The organism is Trueperella bialowiezensis (genome assembly GCF_900637955.1).
In the GTDB taxonomy this organism is placed as follows: Bacteria; Actinomycetota; Actinomycetes; order Actinomycetales; family Actinomycetaceae; genus Trueperella; species Trueperella bialowiezensis.
This window is the reverse complement of the sequence record NZ_LR134476.1, coordinates 1,313,592-1,338,683: the sequence shown is the minus strand read 5'-3', so window position 1 is coordinate 1,338,683 and position 25,092 is coordinate 1,313,592. Positions and strand designations below refer to the sequence as shown.

General features: G+C 57.8%; 21 protein-coding genes and 1 tRNA gene. 13 read left to right on the top strand and 9 right to left on the bottom strand.

The window, feature by feature from the left end; translation table 11 throughout:
• Positions 1-77: 77 nt before the first annotated feature.
• A complete protein-coding gene (gene dcd / locus EL234_RS06125; protein ID WP_126416628.1) occupies positions 78-674 on the bottom strand; it encodes a dCTP deaminase in 597 nt (198 codons plus the stop codon).
• A 145-nt stretch (positions 675-819) separates the two neighbouring features.
• Between dcd and EL234_RS06120 the strand changes: the two genes are divergently transcribed.
• Positions 820-893: transfer RNA gene (locus EL234_RS06120), tRNA-Gly, on the top strand.
• 335 nt (positions 894-1,228) lie between these two features.
• On the opposite strand, the gene EL234_RS06115 is transcribed toward EL234_RS06120, so the two are convergent.
• From EL234_RS06115 to EL234_RS06105, 3 genes are all read right to left on the bottom strand, one after another.
• Positions 1,229-1,585, bottom strand: a complete 357-nt coding sequence (locus EL234_RS06115; RefSeq protein WP_126416627.1) for a DUF4395 family protein — start codon at positions 1,583-1,585, stop codon at positions 1,229-1,231.
• 213 nt (positions 1,586-1,798) lie between these two features.
• On the bottom strand, positions 1,799-2,482 hold the full coding sequence (locus tag EL234_RS06110) for an ATP-binding cassette domain-containing protein (RefSeq protein WP_197718424.1): 684 nt from the start codon (positions 2,480-2,482) through the stop codon (positions 1,799-1,801).
• Positions 2,479-4,434 carry a hypothetical protein gene (locus tag EL234_RS06105; protein ID WP_126416626.1) on the bottom strand — a complete coding sequence of 652 codons (1,956 nt, stop codon included), beginning with the start codon at positions 4,432-4,434 and terminating at the stop codon, positions 2,479-2,481. The genes EL234_RS06110 and EL234_RS06105 overlap by 4 nt, the downstream gene beginning before the upstream one ends.
• Before the next feature lie 536 nt (positions 4,435-4,970).
• Between EL234_RS06105 and EL234_RS06100 the strand changes: the two genes are divergently transcribed.
• The 10 genes from EL234_RS06100 (at position 4,971) to EL234_RS06055 (ending at position 18,361) form a co-directional block, all read left to right on the top strand.
• The gene (locus tag EL234_RS06100) at positions 4,971-5,348 is read left to right on the top strand and encodes a hypothetical protein (protein WP_126416625.1); all 378 of its coding nucleotides are present in this window, start codon (positions 4,971-4,973) and stop codon (positions 5,346-5,348) included.
• Positions 5,349-5,492: 144 nt separating this feature from the next.
• Positions 5,493-6,509 carry a MerR family transcriptional regulator gene (locus tag EL234_RS06095; RefSeq protein ID WP_126416624.1) on the top strand — a complete coding sequence of 339 codons (1,017 nt, stop codon included), beginning with the start codon at positions 5,493-5,495 and terminating at the stop codon, positions 6,507-6,509.
• Positions 6,510-6,534: 25 nt separating this feature from the next.
• The gene (locus EL234_RS06090; protein WP_126416623.1) at positions 6,535-6,891 is read left to right on the top strand and encodes a nucleotidyltransferase family protein; all 357 of its coding nucleotides are present in this window, start codon (positions 6,535-6,537) and stop codon (positions 6,889-6,891) included.
• Between the two features lie 171 nt (positions 6,892-7,062).
• Positions 7,063-10,365, top strand: a complete 3,303-nt coding sequence (locus EL234_RS06085) for a DUF3427 domain-containing protein (RefSeq protein ID WP_126416622.1) — start codon at positions 7,063-7,065, stop codon at positions 10,363-10,365.
• A gap of 43 nt (positions 10,366-10,408) precedes the next feature.
• Entirely contained in the window at positions 10,409-11,458 is a 1,050-nt protein-coding gene (locus EL234_RS06080; RefSeq protein WP_126416621.1) for an LD-carboxypeptidase, read from the top strand.
• 217 nt (positions 11,459-11,675) lie between these two features.
• Positions 11,676-13,415: an ATP-binding protein gene (locus EL234_RS06075; protein ID WP_164712402.1), complete on the top strand. Its 1,740-nt coding sequence runs from the start codon at positions 11,676-11,678 to the stop codon at positions 13,413-13,415.
• A gap of 1,089 nt (positions 13,416-14,504) precedes the next feature.
• The gene (locus EL234_RS06070) at positions 14,505-15,416 is read left to right on the top strand and encodes a hypothetical protein (RefSeq protein WP_126416620.1); all 912 of its coding nucleotides are present in this window, start codon (positions 14,505-14,507) and stop codon (positions 15,414-15,416) included.
• Positions 15,417-15,426: 10 nt separating this feature from the next.
• A complete protein-coding gene (locus EL234_RS06065; RefSeq protein ID WP_126416619.1) occupies positions 15,427-16,278 on the top strand; it encodes a hypothetical protein in 852 nt (283 codons plus the stop codon).
• 115 nt (positions 16,279-16,393) lie between these two features.
• The gene (locus EL234_RS06060; protein WP_126416618.1) at positions 16,394-16,867 is read left to right on the top strand and encodes a hypothetical protein; all 474 of its coding nucleotides are present in this window, start codon (positions 16,394-16,396) and stop codon (positions 16,865-16,867) included.
• Positions 16,868-17,137: 270 nt separating this feature from the next.
• On the top strand, positions 17,138-18,361 hold the full coding sequence (locus EL234_RS06055) for a hypothetical protein (protein ID WP_126416617.1): 1,224 nt from the start codon (positions 17,138-17,140) through the stop codon (positions 18,359-18,361).
• Positions 18,362-18,435: 74 nt separating this feature from the next.
• On the opposite strand, the gene EL234_RS06050 is transcribed toward EL234_RS06055, so the two are convergent.
• From EL234_RS06050 to EL234_RS06035, 4 genes are all read right to left on the bottom strand, one after another.
• Positions 18,436-19,359: a siderophore-interacting protein gene (locus tag EL234_RS06050; RefSeq protein WP_197718423.1), complete on the bottom strand. Its 924-nt coding sequence runs from the start codon at positions 19,357-19,359 to the stop codon at positions 18,436-18,438.
• Between the two features lie 119 nt (positions 19,360-19,478).
• Positions 19,479-20,513, bottom strand: coding sequence for a DUF4261 domain-containing protein (locus tag EL234_RS06045; protein ID WP_126416616.1), 1,035 nt, complete (start codon positions 20,511-20,513; stop codon positions 19,479-19,481).
• 150 nt (positions 20,514-20,663) lie between these two features.
• Complete coding sequence (hemH, locus tag EL234_RS06040; RefSeq protein WP_126416615.1) at positions 20,664-21,644, bottom strand: ferrochelatase; 981 nt, start codon at positions 21,642-21,644, stop codon at positions 20,664-20,666.
• Positions 21,645-21,677: 33 nt separating this feature from the next.
• Entirely contained in the window at positions 21,678-22,658 is a 981-nt protein-coding gene (locus EL234_RS06035; RefSeq protein WP_197718422.1) for an aldo/keto reductase, read from the bottom strand.
• 151 nt (positions 22,659-22,809) lie between these two features.
• On the opposite strand from EL234_RS06035, the gene EL234_RS06030 reads away from it, so the two are divergent.
• A complete protein-coding gene (locus EL234_RS06030) occupies positions 22,810-23,253 on the top strand; it encodes a hypothetical protein (protein ID WP_126416614.1) in 444 nt (147 codons plus the stop codon).
• A 217-nt stretch (positions 23,254-23,470) separates the two neighbouring features.
• The gene (locus tag EL234_RS09465; RefSeq protein ID WP_241968957.1) at positions 23,471-24,034 is read left to right on the top strand and encodes a TM2 domain-containing protein; all 564 of its coding nucleotides are present in this window, start codon (positions 23,471-23,473) and stop codon (positions 24,032-24,034) included.
• A 9-nt stretch (positions 24,035-24,043) separates the two neighbouring features.
• Here EL234_RS09465 and EL234_RS06020 read toward each other — a convergent pair whose 3' ends face one another.
• Positions 24,044-25,057 carry an Ltp family lipoprotein gene (locus EL234_RS06020; RefSeq protein WP_126416613.1) on the bottom strand — a complete coding sequence of 338 codons (1,014 nt, stop codon included), beginning with the start codon at positions 25,055-25,057 and terminating at the stop codon, positions 24,044-24,046.
• Between the last annotated feature and the right edge of the window lie 35 nt (positions 25,058-25,092).

The window sequence follows — 25,092 nt, the reverse complement described above, 5'->3', positions numbered from 1 at the left end:
ACGCTCTTGTGGACTAAAGTCACCTCCGCGCGGCCAACTTCGCTGGCGCTGTTCATGCGGCTGTGCGCCGCCGCGGGTTACTCGGTGAAGTTGTGGTCGGAGACGTCGATACGGTGGAAGTTCAGATCCGAGCGCGAAGCCGTTGGACCACGCTGACCCTGATAGCGCGAACCATGCGCGCCCTGGCCGTAAGGGCGTTCAGCCGACGAACTCAACTGGAAGAAACAGAACTGCCCCACCTTCATTCCAGGGAACAACATGATCGGCATCGTCGCAGTATTCGACAGCTCGAGCGTGACGTGCCCAGAGAATCCCGGGTCGATAAACCCGGCAGTCGAATGAGTGAGCAGGCCGAGCCTACCCAAGCTGGACTTACCTTCGAGCCGCGCTGCGACGTCGTCGCCAAGCGTAATCTGCTCGTAAGTGGAGCCGAGCACAAACTCGCCAGGGTGAAGCACGAGGTGGCCGTCTGCCGGGACTTCCACCAGGCGGGTGAGCTCTGGCTGCGGCTGCGACGGATCAATCATCGGGTATTTGTGGTTATCGAACAGGCGGAAGAACCTATCGAGGTGAATATCTACCGACGACGGCTGCACCATCTGCGGATCCCACGGATCAAGAGCGATGCGGCCGGTGGACACGTATGCGTGAATGTCGCGATCAGAAAGAAGCATGCCTTGATTCCCTCACGGGATTCGTGTTCTCTCATAAGAGTATGAGGGTCTGCTTTCTCTTGCGGAATGCGCGATCCGCCATAACAGTTTGGAACTTGACAGGTTTTTTCTTAAAATCAATCTCACCGGCTTTCAAGGCCGGTTCGCGGGTGTAGTTCAATGGCAGAACTGCTGCTTCCCAAGCAGCCGGCGCGGGTTCGATTCCCGTCACCCGCTCCACTACGACCTCTCGCGGCACCGTTCTTGTGTCGTGGGGCAACTTTTGTTTTGGCGCGGGACTGTCTCGGGACATCGTTCCAGGGTTCTCTCTGCATTTCTGCTGTGGTAGCAGAAACGAGGCCGGTTAACGCCGTCGAGTCCGGCAAAACTGCTATATAAGCAGAAACGTAGGGATTAGGCCGCTCGCCACCTATCTGCGCTGGCTTATCGGAGCACTGCCACATTCCTTTATTGCATTCCGGGGGTACGCGTTCACTTCCCGGGGCACCGAATCCGGAGATGATATGTCCCGGACCCACACGGCTATCGGCGGCCACACACCCGTCGAATATGAATTAATAACCGCGGCACCATTCGTGGAAGCCGCTTTGAAAAACGTCGGCAACTTGCGGGCAAGCCCATACCGCCTCGAGGAAGAGGAACGAAATATACAGGCCACAGATGGTGAAGCTGACCCACATGGGCGCGCCGAACAGGCCAATCGCGGCGCATGAGCTGAGTGTCATTAAGAAACAGAACCACCAGGCGAACTCTTTTTGGGAGGCGCCTACCCACTGAGGCTCGCGGCTGCGAACCGTGAACCGGCCGATCGCGAGGACGGGTGACCAACGCTCGCCGAGGGTAACGCGGATGGCCATGTCGAACATGAAGACCACGCCGAAGGGCTTGAGCGGGGTGAGGGGCCAGTCCATAATGGCGCGGACGTAGGCGATGTGCCGAGCACGAAGAGGATGCCCGCGCCAACGCGCACCGCGCGTTCGTTGATGACGGGTACCACGTAGCCGGGCGCGTGGCGGCCGATAAGGGGCTCATCCTCGGACGTGGTTGCACCGGTGTGCTCCGCCGTCTAGCGTGAATCCGTGACTGTCCTTGTTCGGGTATCTGACAGCCAATCTGGCATACCCCTAGGGGTATAATCGCGCGGGGACGAGCTGTTTTCGGGTGCCAGTAGGGTTCTTCAATTTGATGACTTCGTCGCAGGACTCGACTGCCTGCGGGTCGTGGGTTGCCAGCACGACGCAACTACCCGCTTTTGCGAATTCGCGCATGTAGCCCAGAATTCGATCGGCGTTGCTTCGATCGAGAGCGCCGGTGGGTTCGTCCGCAAGGATCAACGGTTTCGGCTTGAGGAGCAGGCGGGCAACGGCGAGACGCTGACGCTCTCCGCCGGAGAGGATTGCGACGTCGGTTTTCAGGGGTAGATCAAGATCCACCTTGGCTAGCGCCTCGCTCATCCGATCCCGCGAAACCTTCTTCGAGAAGACGGACGTGCGAGTGGCGATCTGAAGATTGTCTTCAACCGTTGAGTCTTCGACGAGCGCATAGTTTTGAAACAGAAAGCCGATGTGCTCCGCTCGGATCTGGCGTTGCCGGCCCTGATTGTGTGGCGAGAAGTTGCCGTCGAACATGATTGAGCCCGTGCTTGGCTCAATGAAACCCGCAATGCAGTTCAAAAGGGTCGATTTACCAGAACCGCTTGGGCCGGTCAGTGCATACATCTGTCCCGCCTCAAACGTGAACGAGAGATCATGCCACAAAACCCGTGGGCCGAATCGCATCGTGAGGTTGCGTGCCTCAACTGCTGTCATTGTGTTGCTCCTTTTTTAACCATGCGGTGGTGAACGAAGGCCGTACTGAGTGTGAAGACGACGACGGATGAGGCAAGCGCCACCAATGCGGCGATGCCGGCGAAAAACGGGGTGCCCGATCCCTGGAGCTCAACCAAGAGGTAAGACTCTTGCTCGGCACGGAATGCGGACCACTCGTTGAAAAGCCAAACTGCGAGCGCCGCTAGAGCAAGCGCTTCCAAAACGATGAACCACAGGTACATCGAGCTGAGTCTCCATCCGAAGAGATACTGAATCTTGAGGCGCTTTCGGGCGTATTGCCCGTAAGAGATAACGCCAGTCATTGTCACGATGATGAGCGCGATGATTCCTGCGACGAAGGCCGAGACTGCTGCCGCGAGGTCTGCGGACGTCGATGCGATGGTTTGATTCGCGATTGCGCTGAGTGGAGTGACGCTTCGTAGGTAGCGGTTGAGCTCTGGGTTTTCTGCAGCGTCTGCCAGTGCGCCGTCTCCATCAGTGACGTAGAACCCATCGCCGCTCAGCGCGAATCCTGTTGTGGCGATCGACCCTGGCGGAAGTACGGCAAGAACAGGATCACTCACGGACGTCACCGCCGAACTGCCGCCAGCTGACGGCATACTGTAAGTGGGGTAGGTGCCGGTACTATCGACATCGTGCACAATAATCGAATCTTCCGGGCTATCGGATTGGAAGGCGACGTCTTCAAGTGCGCCTGCCAACTCCTCATTTGAAATATGCGAGGGCCGGTAGACGTGCACCGAATCCGTGTTTTCGGTGGCGTGCGGCAATTGTCCGGGATTGCGCTCGAGGTAGGCATCGTTGACGTAGAGAAGGTCAATGGTGCGAGGTCCGTTCATGAGTGCGACGTGATGGGCAACGAGTCCATCGCCTCGTTGGTCCAAATCGGTGATCCAAGCACCGGCGATCGGGCCAACCTCGGACTCTTGCTCCTGCGTGTAGACTCCGCCGAATTGCACGGTGCTCAGATTCTCGTCCTTGATTTGATCCGCATACGTGCTGAAGCTGTCGAATCGGTGGCTGGCACTGAGAGCCGTAGCTCCCAAGCTCGCCACCACGATGAGGAGCAAACCATGAAGGAGCCACGACGTGAGGAGGAGCGAACGCCCGGGCGTGGCCCCTTGTAGGGCAGGCAGTGGATCGATCTGGTGGTAGAGGAATGTTGCAAGCGACATTCCAGCGACGAGAAATACAAAGAGGAGACCTGCAAGCAGGAAAGTCTGCCCGACGAACTCGCTCATGTAAGCGCCGTCGTAGAGAACGAAACAGAAGAGTACTTCTAATACGCCGACGATGGCCATTGTGGCAGCGAAAACGGCAGCGGGAGCATCAAGCATGCCCCAGAGTTTCGCGGTGAAGGTAGCTCCGTGTAGTTGCTGGACGGCGAGTGTGCGTTGGGCAGAGACGACGCGCGCAACGCCGATGCCGATGACGAGCAGAACGAGACACGCGAAGACTTGCAACAGCGACGGTGGTAGTGAGGAGATCGTGGGAAGCTGCGGCGGATTGCCGATGATTTCGGCAGTGATGCCCTCGGCGCTTAACCGCTCGATGAAATTCTGGAAGGCAGACACTGGCCCCCATCCGCTCCACTCGCCGATCGGAGAGAGAGGTGCGGGTGCGGCGTCGACGACGACCTCCGTACTCATCAATCGACCGAACTCTGGCGGGATATCGAGCATGTTGGACTCTGATGGTGTTGTTCCGGAGTTCACCGAGCTACCGCTGTAGAGGATCCGGGACGCGCGCGGATCTGCGGGATCCTGAACGATCTGGGCGACCTGCACTCCGCTCTCGTCAGCCAAGGTGGCGATCGCGTCTCGTATGTCTGTCCCTCGGCGCTCGCCGCTCCAATCCATGATGCGAAAGGCTGCCGTTGCTTGCGGGGGAGCGTTTAATGATCGTTCTTCAAGCGCCTGATACGCAATCATCGCGCTAAGGAGCGCGACAACAACTAGAAGAGGTGAGGTGATTTTCTTGAACATCTTCTCGTACGGTCTGGTTGAGGTGGCGTTGGCGGATAGTTGTCTTGCCGCCAACGCCACCGATGAGTCTTGAAGTTAGACTATCAAGTCTCTAGTAGCCGCAGCGAACCTTTGCCCAGTACGACCTGTCAATAGCCCCTCGCTTAGCGCGCTGAGAGTTGTTTGCCCACCTACCGCGGTTCGCCGAAGTGTGGGGTTACCCGCAAATTGTGGACATTTGTTTAAGCTGCGTTCTTAACTTGTTGGTTGGTAGTGTGTTTGGTTTCGAAGTCGCAGGGGCTAATGTAGCCCAGTGACGAGTGGCGGCGTTGAGATTACCCTCGAGTCCGGATTTATTGCTGTGGTAGCAATAACGCGTGGAAAGGACTATTAGAAGGGTCGGATTAGTGTTACATGTTCCCGAGTGAGGGCTATTGCCGTCGCGTTTCATACATTAGAATGCGTATAACAGCGCCTGCTGAACTTGCTTCGCGAGGAGTCCTATGTTGAAGTTCCTACGAAACCTCTTCAAGCCTGAATCGCCTGCGCCGGTAGGATGGGCTAAGCCCTTTAATGTGGTCAGCGTGAATAAGATCTATGCGCAAGACGGCAATGCGGTAATTCACGAAATAGTCACGTTTGATGTGGTTGCCTACTGCCACGATGTTGCACCGTACCGCACCCGCCTGAAGCTAAAAGGAAAACCTGGCGAGCTTCTCAAAAGCTCTGGCAGACCCGCGATTAAAGAATGGCCAATCCAGCGAGTTCGGCCAGACGTAGGAGACCTGATGACCGGCTCCAAAAAGACCCCCAAGCCAGCAAATTTCGGCACAGCAGATCATACTCGGATAGGAACGTTTAAGTCTGTATACCGAAAATAGGGAGCGTCGCTGAGTGACTCGTCGCGTACCAGTTCTTAATTCCTCTTTTGAGTTCAGGCTTGACTCTCCAGTAACTGGATAGCCCACACTGAAACTACGAGGCCAACGGCCGCGCGCCGGCGAAGCCTAATACGAAGGAGCAAGATGAGCATCAGCATCGGGGAGTTTTCCCATAGCACTGGACTGAACGTAAAAACGTTGCGCTACTATCACGACATCGGGCTGCTTGAGGCTGCCCGCGTGGATGAGTTTAGCGGGTATCGCTACTATCAGGCCGAGCAGTTGAAGCAGGCCGGCCTGTTGCGGCTATTACGAGCGACGGGAATGGGGATTGCCGAAATGCGGCAGGTCTTGTCCCATCCCGATGAGATCGACGCACAATTAGCCGTTCGCCGCGACCAGTTGCAGGTTCAGCGGCGCCTTGAGGATTGGGCTTTGGAGCGTGCAGCTACGTGGAACACCGACTTACAGCGAGTTAATCCTGTACGCGAACGACGAGCACGCCTAACACACTGGGCAGGGGTTTCGGCCGTTGTGGACGCCGCCGAGTTGGAAAACGAAATGGCTTCGACCGAAGAAGTGTTCTCTCGGTTGGAGGGGGATTTAGTAACTCTGCTGACGAGCTTGTCAGAGGTTTTCGCAACTGACGCCAGCGCCGAAATTCACAGCGACGAAACCGCAGTTTCCCAGACGGACGAACCGGTGGAAAACACCGGGTTCATAGCGAACTCGTGGACGAGTTTGCAGGTCGATAAGACTAAGCCCACCCGCATTGTCATCGGGCTATGTTTCGCAATCCCCGGCCCGCTCCCCGCCGATTTCCGCGCGGATGCGGAAATCTCGGCTGAAGTAGTCTCTGGGGTGTTACCAGAGCGCACCGAGGTTTGGATTCGAACCGCGAGCTTCGCCGACACCAGTTCACAGGTAGACGATTCCGACAGCGCCGACGGCGACGCCAACGGGGCTTGCGACGACGACGTAATAGAGGAACTGCTGCCAGGAGGGCCTCTCCCCACAGCTGAAGCAATCGCACTCTCGCTGTATCTAGAGGAACATGGCATCACCGAACCTCGAGAGATCCGGCAGAAAGTGGTTCAGGAAGTCAGCGCGGAGAACCCGCACGGGGCTACTCAACTGGAAATGAGCATCACGCTCGATTAGCCCGGCACCTCAACTGTAATCTGACATGCCAGCTTCTCTCTCTTGTGTTCTGGTTGGCATAGCAGCGGAAAAAATCCCGTCGCTGGAGCAGCTTCAGGCTGCCGAAGAGGACATCCGTGATGCCATCAAGAATCATAAAGGCACCGGACAATTCTGGGTTTTTGGTTCGGTCGCCAGGGGCGAGGCAACAAGCAGTTCAGACTACGATCTCTTAGTTGAATTCCTGCCTGGCGCAAGCTACTTCAATCTGACCGCGCTAGAAATTCAGTTGAGCGAAATGCTCGGACACCGAGTTGATGTGATGTCGAGTAAGTCGGAGGGCTACGCCGCAGACCACGCGAGATCTCAAGCAGTTTCCGTTGATCATGATCGCAGCTTCTAAACCAAAAACTAGCAGGCTGGGCCGGATGACCGGAAACTTTTCACGCCGTGGCGGGTTATCTTCGCATATGCCAAGATCTCCGGCTATAGCGTGAAAAGTTTCCGCTCGCCGAAGCACACCCAGTCGAAACAACGTGCTGCGCGCACACCCAGTTGGCTATAACCTGGTCCCATGCGAGAAAGCAAGGGCAGCGAGACCAATCCCGGCGTGCCAGAACCCGGCAAGTCCACACCTGGCGAACCCGAACCTGCCACGGACACCCCAACTGTCGGCCTGTACGAAATAGTTTTTGATTCCCACATACGCGAACGGTTTGCCGATGTGCGTGACCGCGTGGAGTTGCGCGCTGTTGACCAGGTAGATGTTCCGGCGGTGCTCAGCCAACACGTTGCGGACCGTCTGAGCACCGCCCTTCAGGCATTGGATGCTTCCGACCAGCTCAAACTGGCGTCCCAAATGTTGCATACGATTGACGCGTCTACCCTTGAGCTCACCGACGCGCACCAGGCGCAAAAACTCCTTGAGTTGAAGGCGGATGCTGGTTCGGCGTCGTTGCGCCGCCCGAACACGCCGCTCACTGATGCTGTGCTGCTCACGAATGCGGCCCAGGAGCCGTCGATCAACTCTGAGCTGGCGTCGGAATTCTTTTCGGCTGACGCGGTAGACGTCATCATGGCGTTCGTGAAGTGGACTGGGCTGCACACACTCCTGCAGCCGTTGCAATTGCTGCGGGATCGTGGGGTTCCGCTGCGGATTGTGACGTCCACGTATTTGGGCGTGACTGAGCGTAAAGCGCTTGACCGCCTTGTGCAAGATTTTGGGGCGCAGGTGCGCGTGGCTTATGACGGGCGTTCCACGCGGCTACATGCGAAATCGTGGCTGATTAGGCGCAATACGGGGTTTCATACGGCATTCGTTGGGTCGTCGAATCTTTCTCGCTCGGCCATGTTGGATGGTGTGGAATGGAATGTGCGCTTAGCTCACACGAGCACTCCCGCGGTTTTTGCAAAGTTTCAGGCAACGTTCGAGTCTTATTGGAATTCTCCGGCTTTCGAGGAGTACGTACCTGATCGCGACGCCGCCCGGCTCGACCGCGCTCTCGAGGAGGCGGCTGGGCACACGCCCGGCGGCGGACGTTCGCCAGCCGCTCTCGTGTCCGCCGGCGTGGATTATTCTCCGCTTGAGGTGCGTCCCTATCCGTATCAGCGGCGGATGCTTGACGATCTGGCACTGTCTCGCCGTCATGGCCACCACGAAAACCTTGTGGTGGCGGCAACGGGCACGGGTAAGACGGTGGTGAGCGCGCTTGATTGGAAGCGTGTGAGCGAGCAGCTTGCAGTTGAGCTTGGCCGCACGCCGCGCACGTTGTTTGTTGCACATCGGAACGAGATTCTTCAGCAGGCCCGGGCCACTTTTACGGAAGTGATTAAGCGCGATAATTTCGGCGTGTTGGGCACGGACTCAGGGCCGATCGCGCGTGCCACACTGGATTTACTGGCCTCCCGCGGCAACACGTTGTTTGCCACGATTCAGTCGCTGCATGCTCACGCGCTCGAAGCGATTCCGCCGGACTTTTTCGACATCGTCATCATCGACGAGTTCCACCACGCGGAGGCCGCTTCGTATCGTCGCCTGCTGGATCACCTGCAGTGGCGTGAGCTCGTGGGGTTAACTGCGACGCCGGAGCGCGGCGACGGCGTGAACGTCGCCCACGAGTTTTTCGGCGGCCGTATCGCCACGGAGTTGCGGCTGTGGGAGGCACTCGACGAGGATCTGCTCGTTCCGTTCCATTATTTTATGAACAACGACGGAACCGATCTTTCACAGGTGACCGTGCGCGCTGGTGAATATGATTCGGCCGAGCTTTCTCGGCTGTTTACGGCCAACGATGCCAGGTTCAGGCTGATCTTGCGTTCTTTGGAGAATCGGGTGCTCGATCCGGGCACGATGCGCGCCCTGTGTTTTTGTGTTGATATTGCGCATGCCGAGTACATGGCCGCTAAGTTCACTGAGGCGGGCCTCCACGCCGTCGCTATCACGTCGCGAAACACGGATCCGCAGACTCGGCAAGGCGCACTCGATGCGCTAGCACGCGGCGAGCTTCAGATTATTTGCGCGGTGGATATTTTCAACGAGGGCGTTGACATCCCTTCGGTGGACACGTTGCTCATGTTGCGCCCGACGTCGTCGCCTACCGTTTTCTTGCAACAGCTCGGCCGAGGGCTGCGCCGCGCTCCCGGAAAAGCCGTGCTCACCGTGCTTGATTTTGTGGGCAATCAGGCGCGCGACTTTGCGATCCACCGGAAGTTTCGGGTGCTGAGCGGCAAGAGTGGGAGGGCTCTCGAAAAGGCGGTGGAGCAGGGTTTTCCTTCCCTTCCGTCGGGGTGTCAGATCGTGCTTGACGAGTATTCGCAGGACGCGGTTTTGCGATCGGTGCGCGATAAGATTCGGGTGCGTTTTAAGGACGTCGTGCAGGATGTGCGGATCTCGGCGGAGCAGCGTGGGGTGTCGCCGGTCGATTACATGCTCGAACAATATTTGGAAGATTCCATGCACGATCTTCCAGATCTGTACGCGCGTGATAAGGCGGGCGGACGCGGGGTTAAAGCTCCATGGAGTTGGTGGCGGATCACCCAACTCGCCGCAACCGGGCAGGAGCCTCCCGGGCAGTGGGATGGGGTGCGCGTTCGGCTTCGTAATCTGGCTCGGGTCAACGACGCCGAACGAGCGGCTCAGTACGTGGAGCTCTTGATGAGTTCAGAGCCCGTGGTGCCCGACGACGTGCGTCGGTCCCGTTACGCGCACATGCTTGCTTATTCTTTCTTCCCCACTGGAAAATACGACGGGAAGAACATCGGAGATGTCAACGAGGCCTTGCAGATTCTGCGTTCCGTACCGGGCCTGGCCGAGGAGCTTCGGCAGATTTTCGCTGTTCGGCTCGCCCGTGATGAGGCGCTCGTCGCTAATCCCAAGTGGGCGGATGACAAGCTTTCCAGTGTGCCTTTGTTCGTGGGCGCTGATTATTCGCGTGAAGAATTACTGGCTGCGATCGACGTCGGGAAAAACTTTTCTGGGCAAAAGCCGGGTTCAATGCGCGAAGGTGTGCACTATTCGAAGGAACTGAACCTCGACGCGCTGCTCGTGACGCTCGTGAAGTCGGAAGCGGACTTTTCTCCGCACACGATGTATCGCGACTATGCGATGAGCGCGGATTCGTTCCACTGGGAGTCGCAGGCGACGACGCCCGCCGATTCGCCGACCGGGCGCCGCTATTCGAGTGGTTCTTCGAACGTGGCTCTTTTTATTCGCACCCACAAAACCGACGAGTTCGGTGGTGGAGCCGCCTACACCTTTGCTGGGCCGGCAACCCTAAAGTTCGTGCAGGGTTCGAAGCCTATGCAGGTGGTGTGGGATTTGCACCACGAGCTACCGCCGGATCTGTACCTGAGCGCTCGCGCCGTAGCGGGCGCGTGAACCGCTTCTCAGGCGATCGGGGCGGCGGTGTAGCATGAACACGATGACCAGCCAGCACATCGATCGCAGACACGTCGCCGTCGTCGCTCCGTCTACTCCGGCCGCGCTCATCGGCCCGGCGGTACACGCTCAGGCGATGCGCCGGATTCGCGATAAGTTCCAGTTGCCGCCCGTCGAATACCCATCGGTTCGCGAGAGCCTTCCCGCTCGCGAGCGCGCAGCCGACATCAACGTAGCCAGCAGCCGAGGTGATTGCGCGGCGATTTTCGCCGTCGTCGGCGGGAATGACTCGATCACTCTACTCAAGCACCTCGATCCGGATGCGCTAGCCGCGAGCCGGGTTCCGTTCGTTGGATATTCCGACAACACGGCCATCTGTAACTTTTTGTGGAAATTGGGTCGCACAAGTTTCTACGGTGGTTCGACGCAGGTCCAGCTTGGCGCGGGGCCGTCCGTCGATCAGATGCACGCCGCGTCGCTGAAGAAAGTGCTTGCCGGCACGGGTTCCCTTGAACTCGCACGCCCCGCCGATTATGAGGTGCGCGGGCACGACTGGCAGTCCCCGATCGCGTTGACCGAGGGCGGCCTGCGAGCACCCTACCCCGACTACCTCTGGGACGGCGAGGCGCGGATAGTCACTGGCAGGTCGTGGGGCGGATGCGTGCAAACCCTCCTTCAGCTCGCAATCATGAATGAACTGCCCTCTCCGGACCAACTGTGCGGCGCCATTCTTTTCTTCGAGCTTTCCGACGAGCATCTCGGAGAGGGCAACGTCCTCAAATTCGTCCGCGCGTTCGGTGAGGCGGGATACTTCGACGTCGTGGGCGCCGTCCTTTTTGGCCTTCCACCGCATTCACGAGACGGCGGGCAAATAATTCACGACGACGAACAGCGGCTCGCGCCCGATCCAGCCGAAGCTACCGCCTTCCTCGGCGCGATCTCCGCTGAGATCGGCAGATACCAGCCTGGTTTACCGCGTGTTTTGGGGCTTCCTATTGGTCATCTGCGCCCGCAATACGTGATTCCCTACGGCGGAAAAATCGAGGTCGACGCCGTTAACAGAAAGGTCACAGCGTTTTACGACGCGCTGTAAGCCGTTCAAGCTTCCCACTTAACTTCCCACCAACTTCCCAAAGTGTTATGTTAAGTGGGAAGTTAGGTGGGAAGTTGATTTCTACCCGGCCTACGGCATCGCTAAATTATGACCACCAGCCCCGCTCGCCGAAATCTATAATTTAAATTATAGTTGTCTTGAGGATTGGTCGTTTCCCATAAATTAGAAGCAATTCCGTTCAGGCCAAGGAGAGCCCATGACAATGCCGACGCCCGGAGACCCTGTTGGGCACGCCCTGCACGACGCCCTTCAAACCCTCCTAGACGGACGCCTTCTACCTGAACGCGCTGCCGTAGATTACAAGGAAGAGCCCGGCCGCCGCACGAAGAACGGCCGCATTCTTGATGGGGACACGGAGAACGAAGAAGCCGCAAGATTTCTCGCGGCAGAGGTGGCCTGTATGGCCAATTCCGACGACGGTGGCGCGATAATCCTTGGCGTTGCCGACGACGGTCAAGTTATTGGAACCCAACTGTCCCGAGAGTGGTTACACCTGCGTCTTTATCAGCTGCTGGGCAGGAAGGTTAACTGCATCATCACAGAGCATCAGATACACGACGCCCGAGTTCTGGCTATCCGGGTACCCGAATCAGCAGAGCCCATTGTTTACAAGAATAAATTCACCTGGCGCATCAAGGATCATTGCGAGCCAGCCACAATCACTGACTGGTATCGACATAAGCAGATTCGTGCCGGAAAAGATTGGTCTGCTCTGCCGAGCGGGGTGTCAGCCGCCCAAGTTCGCTCGGCTGCCCTCGAACTCGCGAGAAAGTATTTATTCGAATCCGGCGATGAGCGCGCCCTCGATCTTGCGCATGCACCAGATTTGGATCTTCTGCGCAGGCTCAACGTTATGACGGCGGAGGGAGATCTTCGCAACGCCGGGGTCGTCCTTTTCGTAGCCCGTGACGTGCCTGCCCTCGACTATGTTCGGCGCCCTTTCTTTGGCGCGGATAGCGAAGAGCGAATTAACGAGCCCGGAAAGTCTCTCCTGGAAGAGCTAGACACTGTCTTCACAACTGCCCGCGCTTACAACCCCGAAAAGCACGTCGATCGCGGTTTGCAGATTGCGCGTTATCGTTCACTTCCGCAGATCGCAGTTCGCGAAGCAATAGTTAACGGCGTGATCCACCGGGAATGGCTCGACCCGGCACCTACTTTCATCGAGCATGTCGGCGACACTCTTCGAGTCACGAGCCCGGGTGGTTTCTTCGGCGGCGTGACGCCCGAGAACATCATCAACCATCCACCGCATTCCCGGAACCCGCTCCTGAGCGAAGCACTCGCTAAGTTGCGTATCGCCGAACGGCAAGGGATCGGCGTCGACAGGATGTATGGTGAGATGTTGCGCCTCGGCCATCGCGCGCCCGAGTTCACGGAGCACGACGGCGCAAGCGTGCTCGTCGTCCTCGCCGGGGAAAATCCGGATGAAGGGTGGATGCGCTGGTTAAGCGACATCGGCGAAAAGGCTTCCGGAGACCTACGGATACTCATGGCGTTACGCAGGATTGCCACGTTGGGCTGGACGGACGCCGACGACCTCGAGCCTTATCTTCAGGTCACGCACAGCGAGGCCGAGCAGGTCATTGACGCGCTGCTCTCCCTCGATCTCAAGGGAAAGCCGGTCGTACAGGAGGTGCAAGGAGTGCCGGTCGGTTCACCGACGGTGGTCTCGCTTGGCGCCGACGCATATAGCGCGCTCGTCAATCCCTCCGCGGGCGCTCCGGCGTGGATTCGCCGTGCAGAACCGGCAGCCATAGCAAAAAGATATGCGGAGCATCGGGGGCGAATCAGCACCACCGAGCTAGCGTCGATCGTGGGCGGCTACTCGTCCAACATGGGCGTCTACCTCACCGCACTGGAAGACGACGGCGTACTCAAACCCTCACGTCCAAGCAGGCGCGGCCCAGGTTTTCACTACGTCTACTGCGGATAATTTAGCCGATGCCCTGCACCCGCCCGCGCAGGCTACCTGTGTGATTTCACGGCATCGTTCCGGTTATATCTCATGACATAGTTCCCGTCATGTCTCACGACATCGTTCCGTTTCGGGCTGGCGAGCTGACACGGTGATGGCTCGCCCAACACGTCTATCACCACAGGCACGTTCTCTCCTCCCACGCGCCTCGCCACGCGTTCTTGCCACCGAAGCAAAGTCGCGCTAGGCCTAGCAGGCCCGCAAGCTCCACTCCGCACGTTCTTGCTAAATAAGCAATGAACCCGGACTCGAGGGATGCCAAGTCCGTTTTCGTTACTACACAAGCACAAACGCGGCGAGAAGCCCAACCGTCGCGAGCGAACAACAAAGCCTACGCCCAGACTTGTACTGGGCACACTCCGCATAGCACATGAAAAAAGGGCCGGTTTTCATGCTTTTTCGAAATGAGATTACGCTAGGTCATGTGTTACGCGGACATGGGCAAGTATCCCAGCCCCGTAGACCTGGGCCAAGCCGCCATCAGACACGACTCACACCGCTACAACACGCACATTTTGTCCACCAACACCGGAACGATGTCCCGAGACACCTCGCGCCAAAAAACAACAAAAAATGTCTCGCGACACAGGAACTATGTCGCGAGACATCACACCCGCACGCGCAGGCTACCAATAAGCGCCGGACAGACCCGCACGTCGCTAAATTATGATCACAAGCCCAGCTCGCCGAAATCTATAATTTAAATTATAGATCCGGGCGAGTTTTGCGGGATCTCATAATTTAGCTCCAGACTCGGCAGTTCGGAAGGCAAGGATTGCCTGGAGGTTCAACAGTTAAGACAGCGAGAGTCGTCTCGAGGCTCGCCCGCGTGAAGGTTAACGGACGGAAAATAGTCGCCAAACTTCGCATTCGCAGACTTTTCTCAACGCGAAACGCGCGATAAAATGGAAATGACCCAAAGAGGAGAATGAGCGTCTAGCCTGCCACACGCAGGAGCCACGCATGACCAGAACACCCCTAGCACACACTGCAACATGCACGTGCGGACAATAGGAAGGACTGATCGAAATACGTGTAACAACGCTAGTGACCGCCGCCGTCGTCTACCTAATCCCACTCCTTTTGCTGCTAAACGTCGAGCGTCAATATGTCACCGCCGAATTCGGGATCGTCATCTTCGCTATCGGAGTGGTGATGTGGACCATCTTTACCTTGGCGATCGTGCGCCTCGGACTCGGTGGGTACAAGCACGCCAAGGCTCATCGCGAGGTGCAACAGACGGGCGTTCCCGTCAGCGCGGAGGTCGTCAGGTCAGAGGAGCGAGGCCGCGAAAAGGACATGGCCAAGCTCAGGATCGATGTGCGCTTTCGTAATCTCTCGGGATCTGACGTAGAGCGCGAGCTCGACATCGTCGATTCAAAACCGTACCTGCGCAGATACGAGCCGGGAAACCGGATCAACCTTAGGCTCAACCAAAAAAGCCACATTCCGCCGTTCACAGTCGATTCCGCAAAAATTACAGTTAAATTCCCGTTTGGCTACTTGGCATGGGCCGTGTTCAACGTGGCCTATTCGGTGGGCTTGTTCCTCGCCGAATACCATCTCTACGGGCAAGGTTTTGGCCTTCGCTTCCTATGGCCGTTTTCTATCTGGCTCTTCCCGCCGGTCTTGTTCTACTTCACCTTCGCCTTCGTTAGCGTCAGGGACAAAGACGAGATTTCCACTGCGAAGAACGACCGCCAGACCCACCAGCTCACGCTGTATGGAGTGGTGGCTACAGGCGAGATTATCAATTACCGCCAGACGGGCCACGTCGTCAACGAAAATCCAGAAGTAGAGATCACGATCCAATTCCTGAACCGCTACGGGCAGAAAGAGCAGCACAAACTGTCCCAGGTTATCCACCTCGTCGACCTATACCTGCTCGGGCAAAGCTCGATTAAGGTGCTGTACCTGCCGGACGATCCCAGTGTTTTTGAGATCACGCGAGAAATCTAGGGGGAAGCTCATGAAACGGAAAATCTATTTCACAGCATTCGCGGTGGCGATCGCCGTCGGCACGTCGTCGTGCTCAATTGCGGAGCAGATTTACGACGAAACCATGCAAGAGATTCCGGGCTCTGGCGAAGATACCGGCGATTCGTCGTTCTTAGACAAGTTATTCGAAAGAAATATTGAGTCCTGGACGCCCACCACGATTGTGGAAGACGCCAAAAATAAGATGGATTGGGAGCTTTCCTCCGATGTCGTATCTGAAATCAGAGAATATGCGGAGCGCAACAGGATCAGGCGCTCTCTCACTGAAGAGGAGATCCTCGAACTAGCTGAAGCTGCCGACGCGAAAAATTTCCTCATGGATTCCACGCTCGTGGTGGCGGCCTTCGATGAGCTGAAGAACGAGCTCGGAGCAGATGAACTCTACATTCACGAAGCAAATCTCTATGTCCAGGCGCGTGGGATTCAGGCAGATATTGTAGATCCGAATAACCCGCAACACGTTGATACGTATAACTACTTCGCCGGGGGTGTAAATGCGCCGCGTTGGGAAAACACGCCCAAAGTGGTTGACGACTACTCGGCAGAAGGAAAAACAGCACTCGACTTCGCCGTTCCCCTCTCCGAGATCAACTTCGGCGTGATTGATACGATGCGCGCCCACGCCGTCGAAATTCTCAAAGCCAACGGGATGGAACGCGATCACGACTATGCAGGAAGAACCGACTTCGGAATGGGAAACGTCTACGTCGGGTTCCCTGTATTGGCGGAGGAGGAAATTATATTCAGAAGCGGGGTAAATTTACCGCGCGGAGATGTGGATCTACGTTTCGATAATGAGGGCAACCGCATCGAGGAAAATTAGGCACGATTTCACCGCCCGGCCAGGATGCCCACAAACGGTAGAACGTTGCAAGAGTGCGAAAAATCGCAGAAATGAGCGGTAGAGCCACTTGGCGGGCGGCCGATAAAATATACGTATGAAGCTCCGACGTATCGTATTTGCGACTATCGGTGTAGCACTGGCTCTAGCAGGCTGCTCGGCTGATACGTCAGAATCCCACAATCAATCCTCATCAAACTCGGCCACCGCCGACGCTCCCGCGGCACCGACGTCGACCTCGGAGGGCGCTGCCTCACCCGATTCGAATCCGGGCGATAGCGACGTCGTCAGCCAACTCAGGCAGAACCACCCTGATTTCGAGTCCAAAACCGACGCCGAACTCCTCGCGCAGGCCGACCTCATGTGTGAGAAGTTGCGCGCGGGCGCCGAGAATCGGGCAATCCCGCATCCGATTTTCGCTGAGGTGACCCGGGAAGCGGTTGGTGCCGGGTTCACGGAAGGCCAGGCCCATCACTTAGTGTCGGCGGTTCCGGCGCTGCACTGCCCGGACGTGTTGCCCTGGCTTCAGGGCCATCCCGGCGAACATCCCATGCCACACGGCCCGCGGTAAAGAAAAGCACAGGTAACGGCGGGTCGCGGTTTAGTAACAATTTGCCCTGCGATTACGCAGCGAGCGCCGGCTCGTATCAAAATAGCGAGTATGAAAAAGCCTCTTATTGCCGTAGCTATGCTCTGCGCTCTTACGTCTTCGTTGCTGGCAGCATGTACATCCAGCACCAATGTCCCTTCATCTGGCGCCGATACTACTTCGATCAGCTCATCGCCTACGCACTCTGATTCGGGGGTCGAGGTAACTGAGCTATCCGCAGGAACCTTGAATGTGGATGGCACGGACATCCCGGTTCGAGGCATTTTGACGATGCCGGACAGCGCGGAAAGCACCAAGCCAAAACTGATTTTCGTGGGCCACCTGCGCACACCCAACTGCAGTGACGAAAGCTTCGCCTACCCCTGCCCGGCCGGCACCGAGGAAGTACGCCCGGATCAGGGCATGACCTATTTCGGCGAAGCAATGGCCGAACGCGGTTACGCCACCCTCATCCCAGACCTTTCGGTGGCCTACTCCGAAAAGGTGATCGACGAAAACCAGGCCGACGTCATCCGGCAGATCACCGAAAAACTCGCAGCCGAAGCCAAGCTTTCCGATCGGGTTAACAGCGACGGCGTTGACATGCTTGTTCATTCTCGTTCCGGCACGATGGTGGAGGCTTTTTCGAAGGGCCTTGGCATGGATGTGTCATCCGTGTTTGCTTACGGGCCGGTCTACCTCACGCCCGGTGATCCTCTCGGTCCTGACACGGATTACCTGGCCGTCATGGGCGAACAGGATTTCGAAGCCTCCGACTCCGCTAACCTGTGGATATCGGGCCATATCGCAGCCTCCAGAGAGCATCCCGCAACCGTGATCTCGGTTCCGCAGCTGGGACACAACTACATCAACCGGGCCCTGTCGGAGCGGAACTTCGACGATCGGATCGTGTGCGATGTTGAAGAATGCGCGAGCGCTGCGGACCACGAAAAGTTCCTTATCGAATCCGCCTACGCTTTCTTTACAGACCGCGAGATCCCGGAGCATAACCGCATTCTCGCAGTACCGGGCGGAATGGATATTGTGCGGCTGACGCCTCGGGACTTTGAGGGAACCGTGTGCCAGCGTGTGGATTCTATGGATCCCACCGAGTACGACAATAAATGTGCAGATCCCGAGATCGGCGTGATTATCGGACTCGATGAAATGCTACGGCTCGGCGAGGCGAAAGCTCAATTAGCTTCCGTGCCGACGAAAGCCCTCGTTGTTCACGCGCTACCGGTGGATCAACCGGCGAGCCTGACCGTGACCGTAGGCTACGCCTCCGGGGAATCAGAAACCCTTGAGATCGCGCCCGATACCAGCATGCTTCGCGATCGGGAAACTGCGGACGCTAACGACATCTACCTCGTCGGCAGTGAACGCGTAGAACTGGCTGGCGGCGACGTGGTGAGCATCGAGCTCTCAGCCCCAGACGGAGACGTGGAAGTACGCGGAATCGATCTTATTCCGTAGACCTGCCACCGGTGCTAGCCACGGCCGTCAGCGGCGGGCTCGAGCACAGCTCGAGCCCGCCGGCCTGACTAGCGCTAAGCCTGCTCGCGGGCAGCCGCCTCCTCAGCCTCATTCTGCTTATTGAAGTCCGCTTTCGAGGCCTGCCACTGGTCTTCCGTCATTCCGAGTCGCCAATATCCGGAGATCGAGGCGTCTTCCTTCGCGACGTCACCGTCAACGAAAAGGAACCTGCGAGTATCCTTGACCATTTCGGCCACGCCGTGAATAAACCAGGCCGTCTTCTTCTCCGGGTATCCCCCGGCTCGCACGGCCTCGATCAGCGCCGTACCATGAGTGGCACCATCACGCTTGACCCAGTTGACCGTAATATGCTCGCTGCCTGGGACGGCGAACTTGGCGTCGTCGTCGGCAATCTCGATATACGCCGTCGCGGACGCCCCCTCCGGAAGCGCCTCAAGCCCTGCGCAAATCGCGGGAGCCGCAGACTCGTCACCCGCAAACACGAAATGCTCATACTTGCTGTCAGGCCGCCACGCGCCGCCCGGGCCCAAGAACCCGATCGCGTCACCAACCTTGGCGTGCTCCGCCCACGGCCCCGCCAGACCCTGGGTGCCATGCGTAACGAAATCCGCCGTAAACGTACCCTCCTCCGTATCCACGTGACGCAACGTGTACGTGCGAGTGACCGGCCACATCTCACGCGGCTTCGTCTCCCGAATATTCGCAACATCGTAGGGCCACTCGTAGTCGGCACCCTCCGGCACGAACAGCAGCTTGATGTAGTGATCGGTGAACGGCAGGTCTGCGCCCTTCAGCCCCGGGCAATCGAAACTCAGCCTGATGAGGTCCCGCGAAATCCGCTCTTTGTGGGTCACGGTAGCTTCGGTTGCTTTACCGCGCCGCTTGAGCATCGCCTGCAACTGCTCCACGGTCACGCCAAGCGCTTTCGCACGCTCCGCGAGCTTGTCAGTATCAGGCGTCACTATGTTGCGAACCATTCGATCACACTCCAGCACTAAAATTTACTGGCTCCAATATAGGTGACTTAGGGTCACCTTATCTATGGTGTTCGCCTCACGCCTATTTTTTACGACGACGCCGGCGGCCCGGCAGCGCCCTAAGCCTCGCGCTCTCCCACCGCGTTAGGACCGGTGTGAATATCAAGTACCACCCTATCTGGCACCATGAGCGACTTCTCGTAATTGCACCGCCACATAGTAGCTGGATCCTTGGTTTGGCCCGCCTCGTCGCTGTAGTCCGATTCCTCTATACCGGCGATCGAGTTACCGCTACGGATTGGGAAGTCATGTTCGAGCTGATACTCGGCCACGGTCAGAGCGTGAGCTGCCACCTTCGTCAGGTCAAGGCCGCGGAAGTGGTACTGCACATCTGGTGCGCCGAGTTTGTGCAGACCAAAAGTATCGATCAGCCACTCGTCGCCGTCCATTCTGAACACGCGAACATTGGCTGCCAGCCGCACGTAGCGACGCCACGCCTGATCACGCACGTGTTCGGTACGCTCAGCATTTTCGGCAGCCTCGCCGTGTTCGCGCAGGTCAGCCACGCGCATGAGCCTGCCCGTATCTGCAAATAGCACAGCTTCCGTGGCGGGAAACAGTTCGAGGAGAGCGTCGAGGTAGAGCATGGTGAACGCGGCCCTATCACGCGGGTGAAGCACCGTGCCCAACACATCACCGCCCAACACCTGGTACTTGAGCGAGTCGAGAAGTTCGTTTTGGTGAGGAAACACGTCCCACATCTGATCGCGAATCGGCTGAGCAATAGCCGACGCATCAAACGGATGTGAAGGAATGATCTGCAACATTGGAGGCAGCTTCTTTGGTTCCTGGGCTGCCGACCCGCCGTCCTCGGCCTGATCGGCGGTGGCCTGATCGGCAGTGGTCTGGTCAGCACCGGCGCCAACGTCGACTGCCCATTCCAACATCGCCGCAGTTATGCCTTGCTCGCTGTGCTGCACGATGTTGAGCTCACCTAAATGCGATCGCAACACGTGGACGATACGTTCCTCAGTGGGCCAGTCTTGGCTTTCCGGTGAGAGTAGCTCGATGAATATTGGGCCAGGCGAGGTTCCGCCACTATCAGAGGTGCCGGAATCGGGTGAATTAGCTAGCGCATCGGTCTTATCGGACACATTTCCTCCACTAAGCTCGAAGTCATGTCCAGTTTACCCGCGCTCAGCCCTGCACACCGGAAACTTTTCACGCTATAGCCGGTGATCTTCGTATATACGAAGATCACCGGCTATATCGCGACAACTTTTTGCTCAACCACCGACGCCCTTCTAGGCGATGAGTTTCTTGATCACGTCAACAAAAGCCGGATCATCATTGATAGGAGGGATCCGCGCGTACCGCACCCCACCCGCCTCTTTGAAGGCGTCTTGGTTTTGGATGTCGAGCTCTTCAAGAGTCTCGATGCAGTCTGCAACGAAGCTCGGGGTGGCCAACATGACCGAGGTCACGCCTTTGTCCGGCAAGCTGGCCATCGTGTCGATGGTCGCTGGCGTGAGCCATTTGCCCGGCCCGAATTTCGATTGGAACGTGGAGATCACCGGCACGTCGATACCACGTTCGCACAGGGCCGCGCCGATGGCAGCTGTGCTGGCTTCGCATTCGGTGCGGTAGCCGGCTGGCCGGTGGACTTTACGTTCGGGCACGCCGTGATAGCTGCACACCACGAGTTGTGCCCGTTCGGATTCAGGCTGGGCCGCGAGCGCCCGCTCGATCGTATCGGCATGCCAGTTGATGAATGCTTTCTCGGTCGGCCAAGCCTTGACGATCCGCCACTGGAGCTTATCCGGGTTCTTACGGAAATAATCATGGACCTGGTCGGCAATCGCGCCAGACGAGCTCGGAGCCCACTGCGGGTAGAGCGGCACGACTGTCACATCGGTCACGCCCTCAGCCGCCATCTCATCTAGCGATTCGGCAATGGAGGGTTCCGTGTACGTCATCGCATATTTGACGTTCCATTCCGGCAGCGCTTCGGCCAGCATCTCTTGCTGGCGCTTGGTGTAGACCACGAGCGGCGACCCCTCGTCCATCCAGATCTGCCGGTACAGCTCCGCTGATTTCGCGGGCCGTACGCGTAGCACGATTCCGCGCAGGATCGGCTGCCACAGGAATGGCGGAAAGTCGATCACTTTCGTGTCGGACAGGAAGTCGCGCAGGAATGTGCGCACGTCCTCGGGGTCTGTACTATCTGGCGAACCGAGGTTGACGATGAGGAGGCCTCGCGTGGGCGTTTGCGTGTGTCCATGCATGATTCCTCATCTTATATGGAATCGCCCAAAATGCTATTTCGTGAAGATCGCTTCGATCCGAGCTTTGACTTCCGGGGTCAACCGTTCGAGTGCGTGCAGGGCGCCGAGGTTTTCGTTCAGTTGCGTCACCGACGACGCGCCCAAGATTACGGTGGACACGTTCGGGTTAGACGCCGCCCAGGCAGTAGCCAACTGCCCTGTGGTGACGTCGAGTTCCGCGGCGATGTCCGCCAGCTGACGCACCTGGTCAGCATGTTGCTTCGCGGTGTCCGCCAGATGTGTGTGCCCGGTGATCGTGGCACGCGAACCTTCGGGCGCGCCGTCGGCATATTTCCCGGTCAAAATGCCGCCCGCCAGCGGGCTGAATGTGGTGAGCCCGAGCCCGACATCTTCGTACAACCGCGCATATTCACGCTCGACGCGCCCGCGGTGCAGCAGGTTGTATTCGGGCTGTTCCATGACGGGTTTGCGCAGGTTGCGCTTGTCGGCAATCTCCCACGCTGCGCGGATCGAGTCCGCGGACCATTCCGACGTCCCCCAGTACAGCGCCTTGCCGGATTCGACGATGTCGCTCATCGCATACACGGTTTCCTCGATCGGCGTGTGCGGATCGGGCCGGTGGCAGAATACGAGGTCCACGAAATCCAGGCCGAGCCGTTCGAGCGAACCGTCAATTGCTTGCAGAAGGTATTTGCGGTTGAGCGTGTAGTGCATGTTCGGAACGTCGTCGTAAATACCCCAGAAAAACTTGGTGGAGATCACGTATTCGTGACGTTTCCAGCCGAGTTCCCGGATTGCCTCGCCCATGATCTGCTCGGATTTGCCCTTGGCGTATCCTTCCGCGTTGTCGAAGAAGTTCACGCCGGCTTCAGCTGCGGCCTGCAGTTGTTCTTTCGCGACGCCGGTGTCCACCGCTCCCCCGAAGGTCACCCACGAGCCGAAGCTGAATTGGGAGACCTGTAGTCCGGATGATCCGAGGCGTTTGTATGGCATGGCTGGCAATTTCGTGGTCATACCACCACCCTACACGCACCCTCCGACACCGAGCTACGCCGCCCACGCACACTGTTTATGATTGCGTGGCTAAGCAGAGTATTCTTGCTTGTCGTGGAACGCACTGCCGCGTTTTCTACGATCACTAGCACTGGGAAGAATTTAGGGAGTTATGAAAAACAAGCTATGTGCCGCCGGCGCCATTATTGCTCTTGCCCTCGCGGGTTGTTCAGATACGGCTGGGGATGCCGACGCCTCGAACACTGCCTCCGGCTCGACGTCGGCTACCGGACTGCCGCTGCATGGCACGTACAACAACGTTGACGAGCTGAAGGCTGCCGTTACTGACAAAGGTTACGCGTGTGAAACGCCTCAGGAGCTTGGCTGGAATCAGATTTCGTGCGACGGCGACGACGTGCTGGGCGTCTTCCCGAACCACGGCTCAACGACGGCGTACATTCACCGCACTGAGAAGACGGCCGAGGAACCGTTCCTCGCACTGGTTGGTGATAACTGGCTGGTGATCGGCAAAGATGCCGAACTGGAGAAATTGCAGGCCGAGCTTGGCGGAGAGATTGCCAGCTATGGCCAGCAAACCGCGGAGGAGTCAAACTAGGCACTGGGTTACTGGCTAGCCCACCGGGCACGCGGCTAGCCCGTCCGGTACCTGATTCGTCACCGGGAGCCTGGCGAACCCACCGGGCATGTAGCAGCCTGTCACAAGTGAACCTATCAGCGTGGGGGCGGATATGTCCGCCCCCACGCTTTTGGTAGGCTTTGTGATAGATGCGATAGCCATACCGCATGCTCACATTTCGAGGAGGCCGCCACGCATGTCTGCTTTTCTTCCACCTGATGACAAGCCACGCAACATCTTTTCTGGTAGCAGCTTTGATAATCGGCGCTCTCAGCGTCCTCCTCGCCGTGGAGCTTTCGACGACGACCACGATTCGCCGTACAACGCCCGGTACGATGAGCCTCACGGCGGCTCCTACCGGGGCGACTACGACTACCGCACAAGTAATCAGTACGGTTCTGGCCGTTATGGTTCGCGAGATTACGCGGATAACCGAACCTCGTATGACTACGATTACGCCTCCACCTACGGGAACGACGACTACCAATACAGCCCGGGCATGTTGTATCCGGGTGTGCGGCGGATCAATAAGCACCTGTTCGTGTGGCTGGCATCCTTCTTTCTTGGCGCATTCGGTGCGGATCGTTTCATCCGCGGCCAGGTGGGTCTCGGCCTTTTCAAGCTGTTTATTGGTTCGTGGATCTCGCTCGGTATCTGGCCGTTGGTCGACTTTGTGATCGCGGCTGTGAAAGCTTACGGCGCCGAGTATGCGCACACCGAATATTTTTATTTCGATTCCGAAGGGAATTACGCTCGTTAGGGCAACTCGTTAGGGCAGGTTGTCAATCGCGTATTGTGCTTGTTCGGGTGTGAACTCGTTTCCGTGGATGAGGATGTCGTAGATTTCTTCCTTCGACACATCTAAGTACTTCTGGTGGTCTTTCGCCGCTTCGAGTGCTTCTTCGTTCCAATCAACAGATATGTTCTTCAGAGCTTCCGTCGCTTCTTCCTCGGTGAAGCCGGCGCCGCCTTCGTAGGTGAGTTGCCCGAAGAGTTCCTTTTCTGAGAACGCCATGAGGTCGATGTATTCTTGAGCTATCTGATTTGCTTGCGCTTGCCAGTCGGCGTCCATGTTTTCGACGACGTACGTGGCCGTCTCTTTCGAAAAGCCGTCATAGATGAGCATGTCAATGAGGTCATTACGGGAAAGCGCTTCCACGTCGAGATAGTCGTTAGCAACCTTTAACGCCTCGTCATAATCTTCTGGGGTGCCCGCGACCGGTGCTCGGGGCGTGCTCGGTCGGATCGGCGTGGGCCCGGAGGTCAAGGTTGGCGACGGGCTAGGTCCGATGGCTTGGGGCGTTGATGTTGCGCTTGGCGTTGGCTCGGCGTCGTCGTTGTTTCCACTGAGTATCGCAATCGCGCCAACGATAATGCCGACGAGGAGAACAACGCCGACGACGATCACCCACCAGTTCTTGTTTCCCGAACTCGTGGCGGCCCCGCCCTGCACGTTCTGCAAGTAATCGCCCTGCCCGTAGTTGCCCTGCCCGTAGTTGTGCGGCTGGCCGTAGTTCTGGGCATAGTTTGGTTGTTGCCAATTGCCGTACGGAGCAGCACCTGAATAGGGACTCCCCTGTTGCGGATCACCCGGTTGGGGAATCCCCTGTTGACCCTCACCAAGTTGGCCTTCGTGCTGTTGTTCCGGTGCAAAGCGCCGATGTGAAGGGTCTGGCTGAGTGTCCGGTGGAAAACTCTGTTGCTGATGGCCGTTCCCCTCAGGATGGCCGTTGCCGTTAGGGTTTGGCTCGGGGCTAGCGAATTCCTCGGTGCGGTCAGTCACGGGTCCTCCAACTCTTTGAGTGTCCCTTCCAGTTT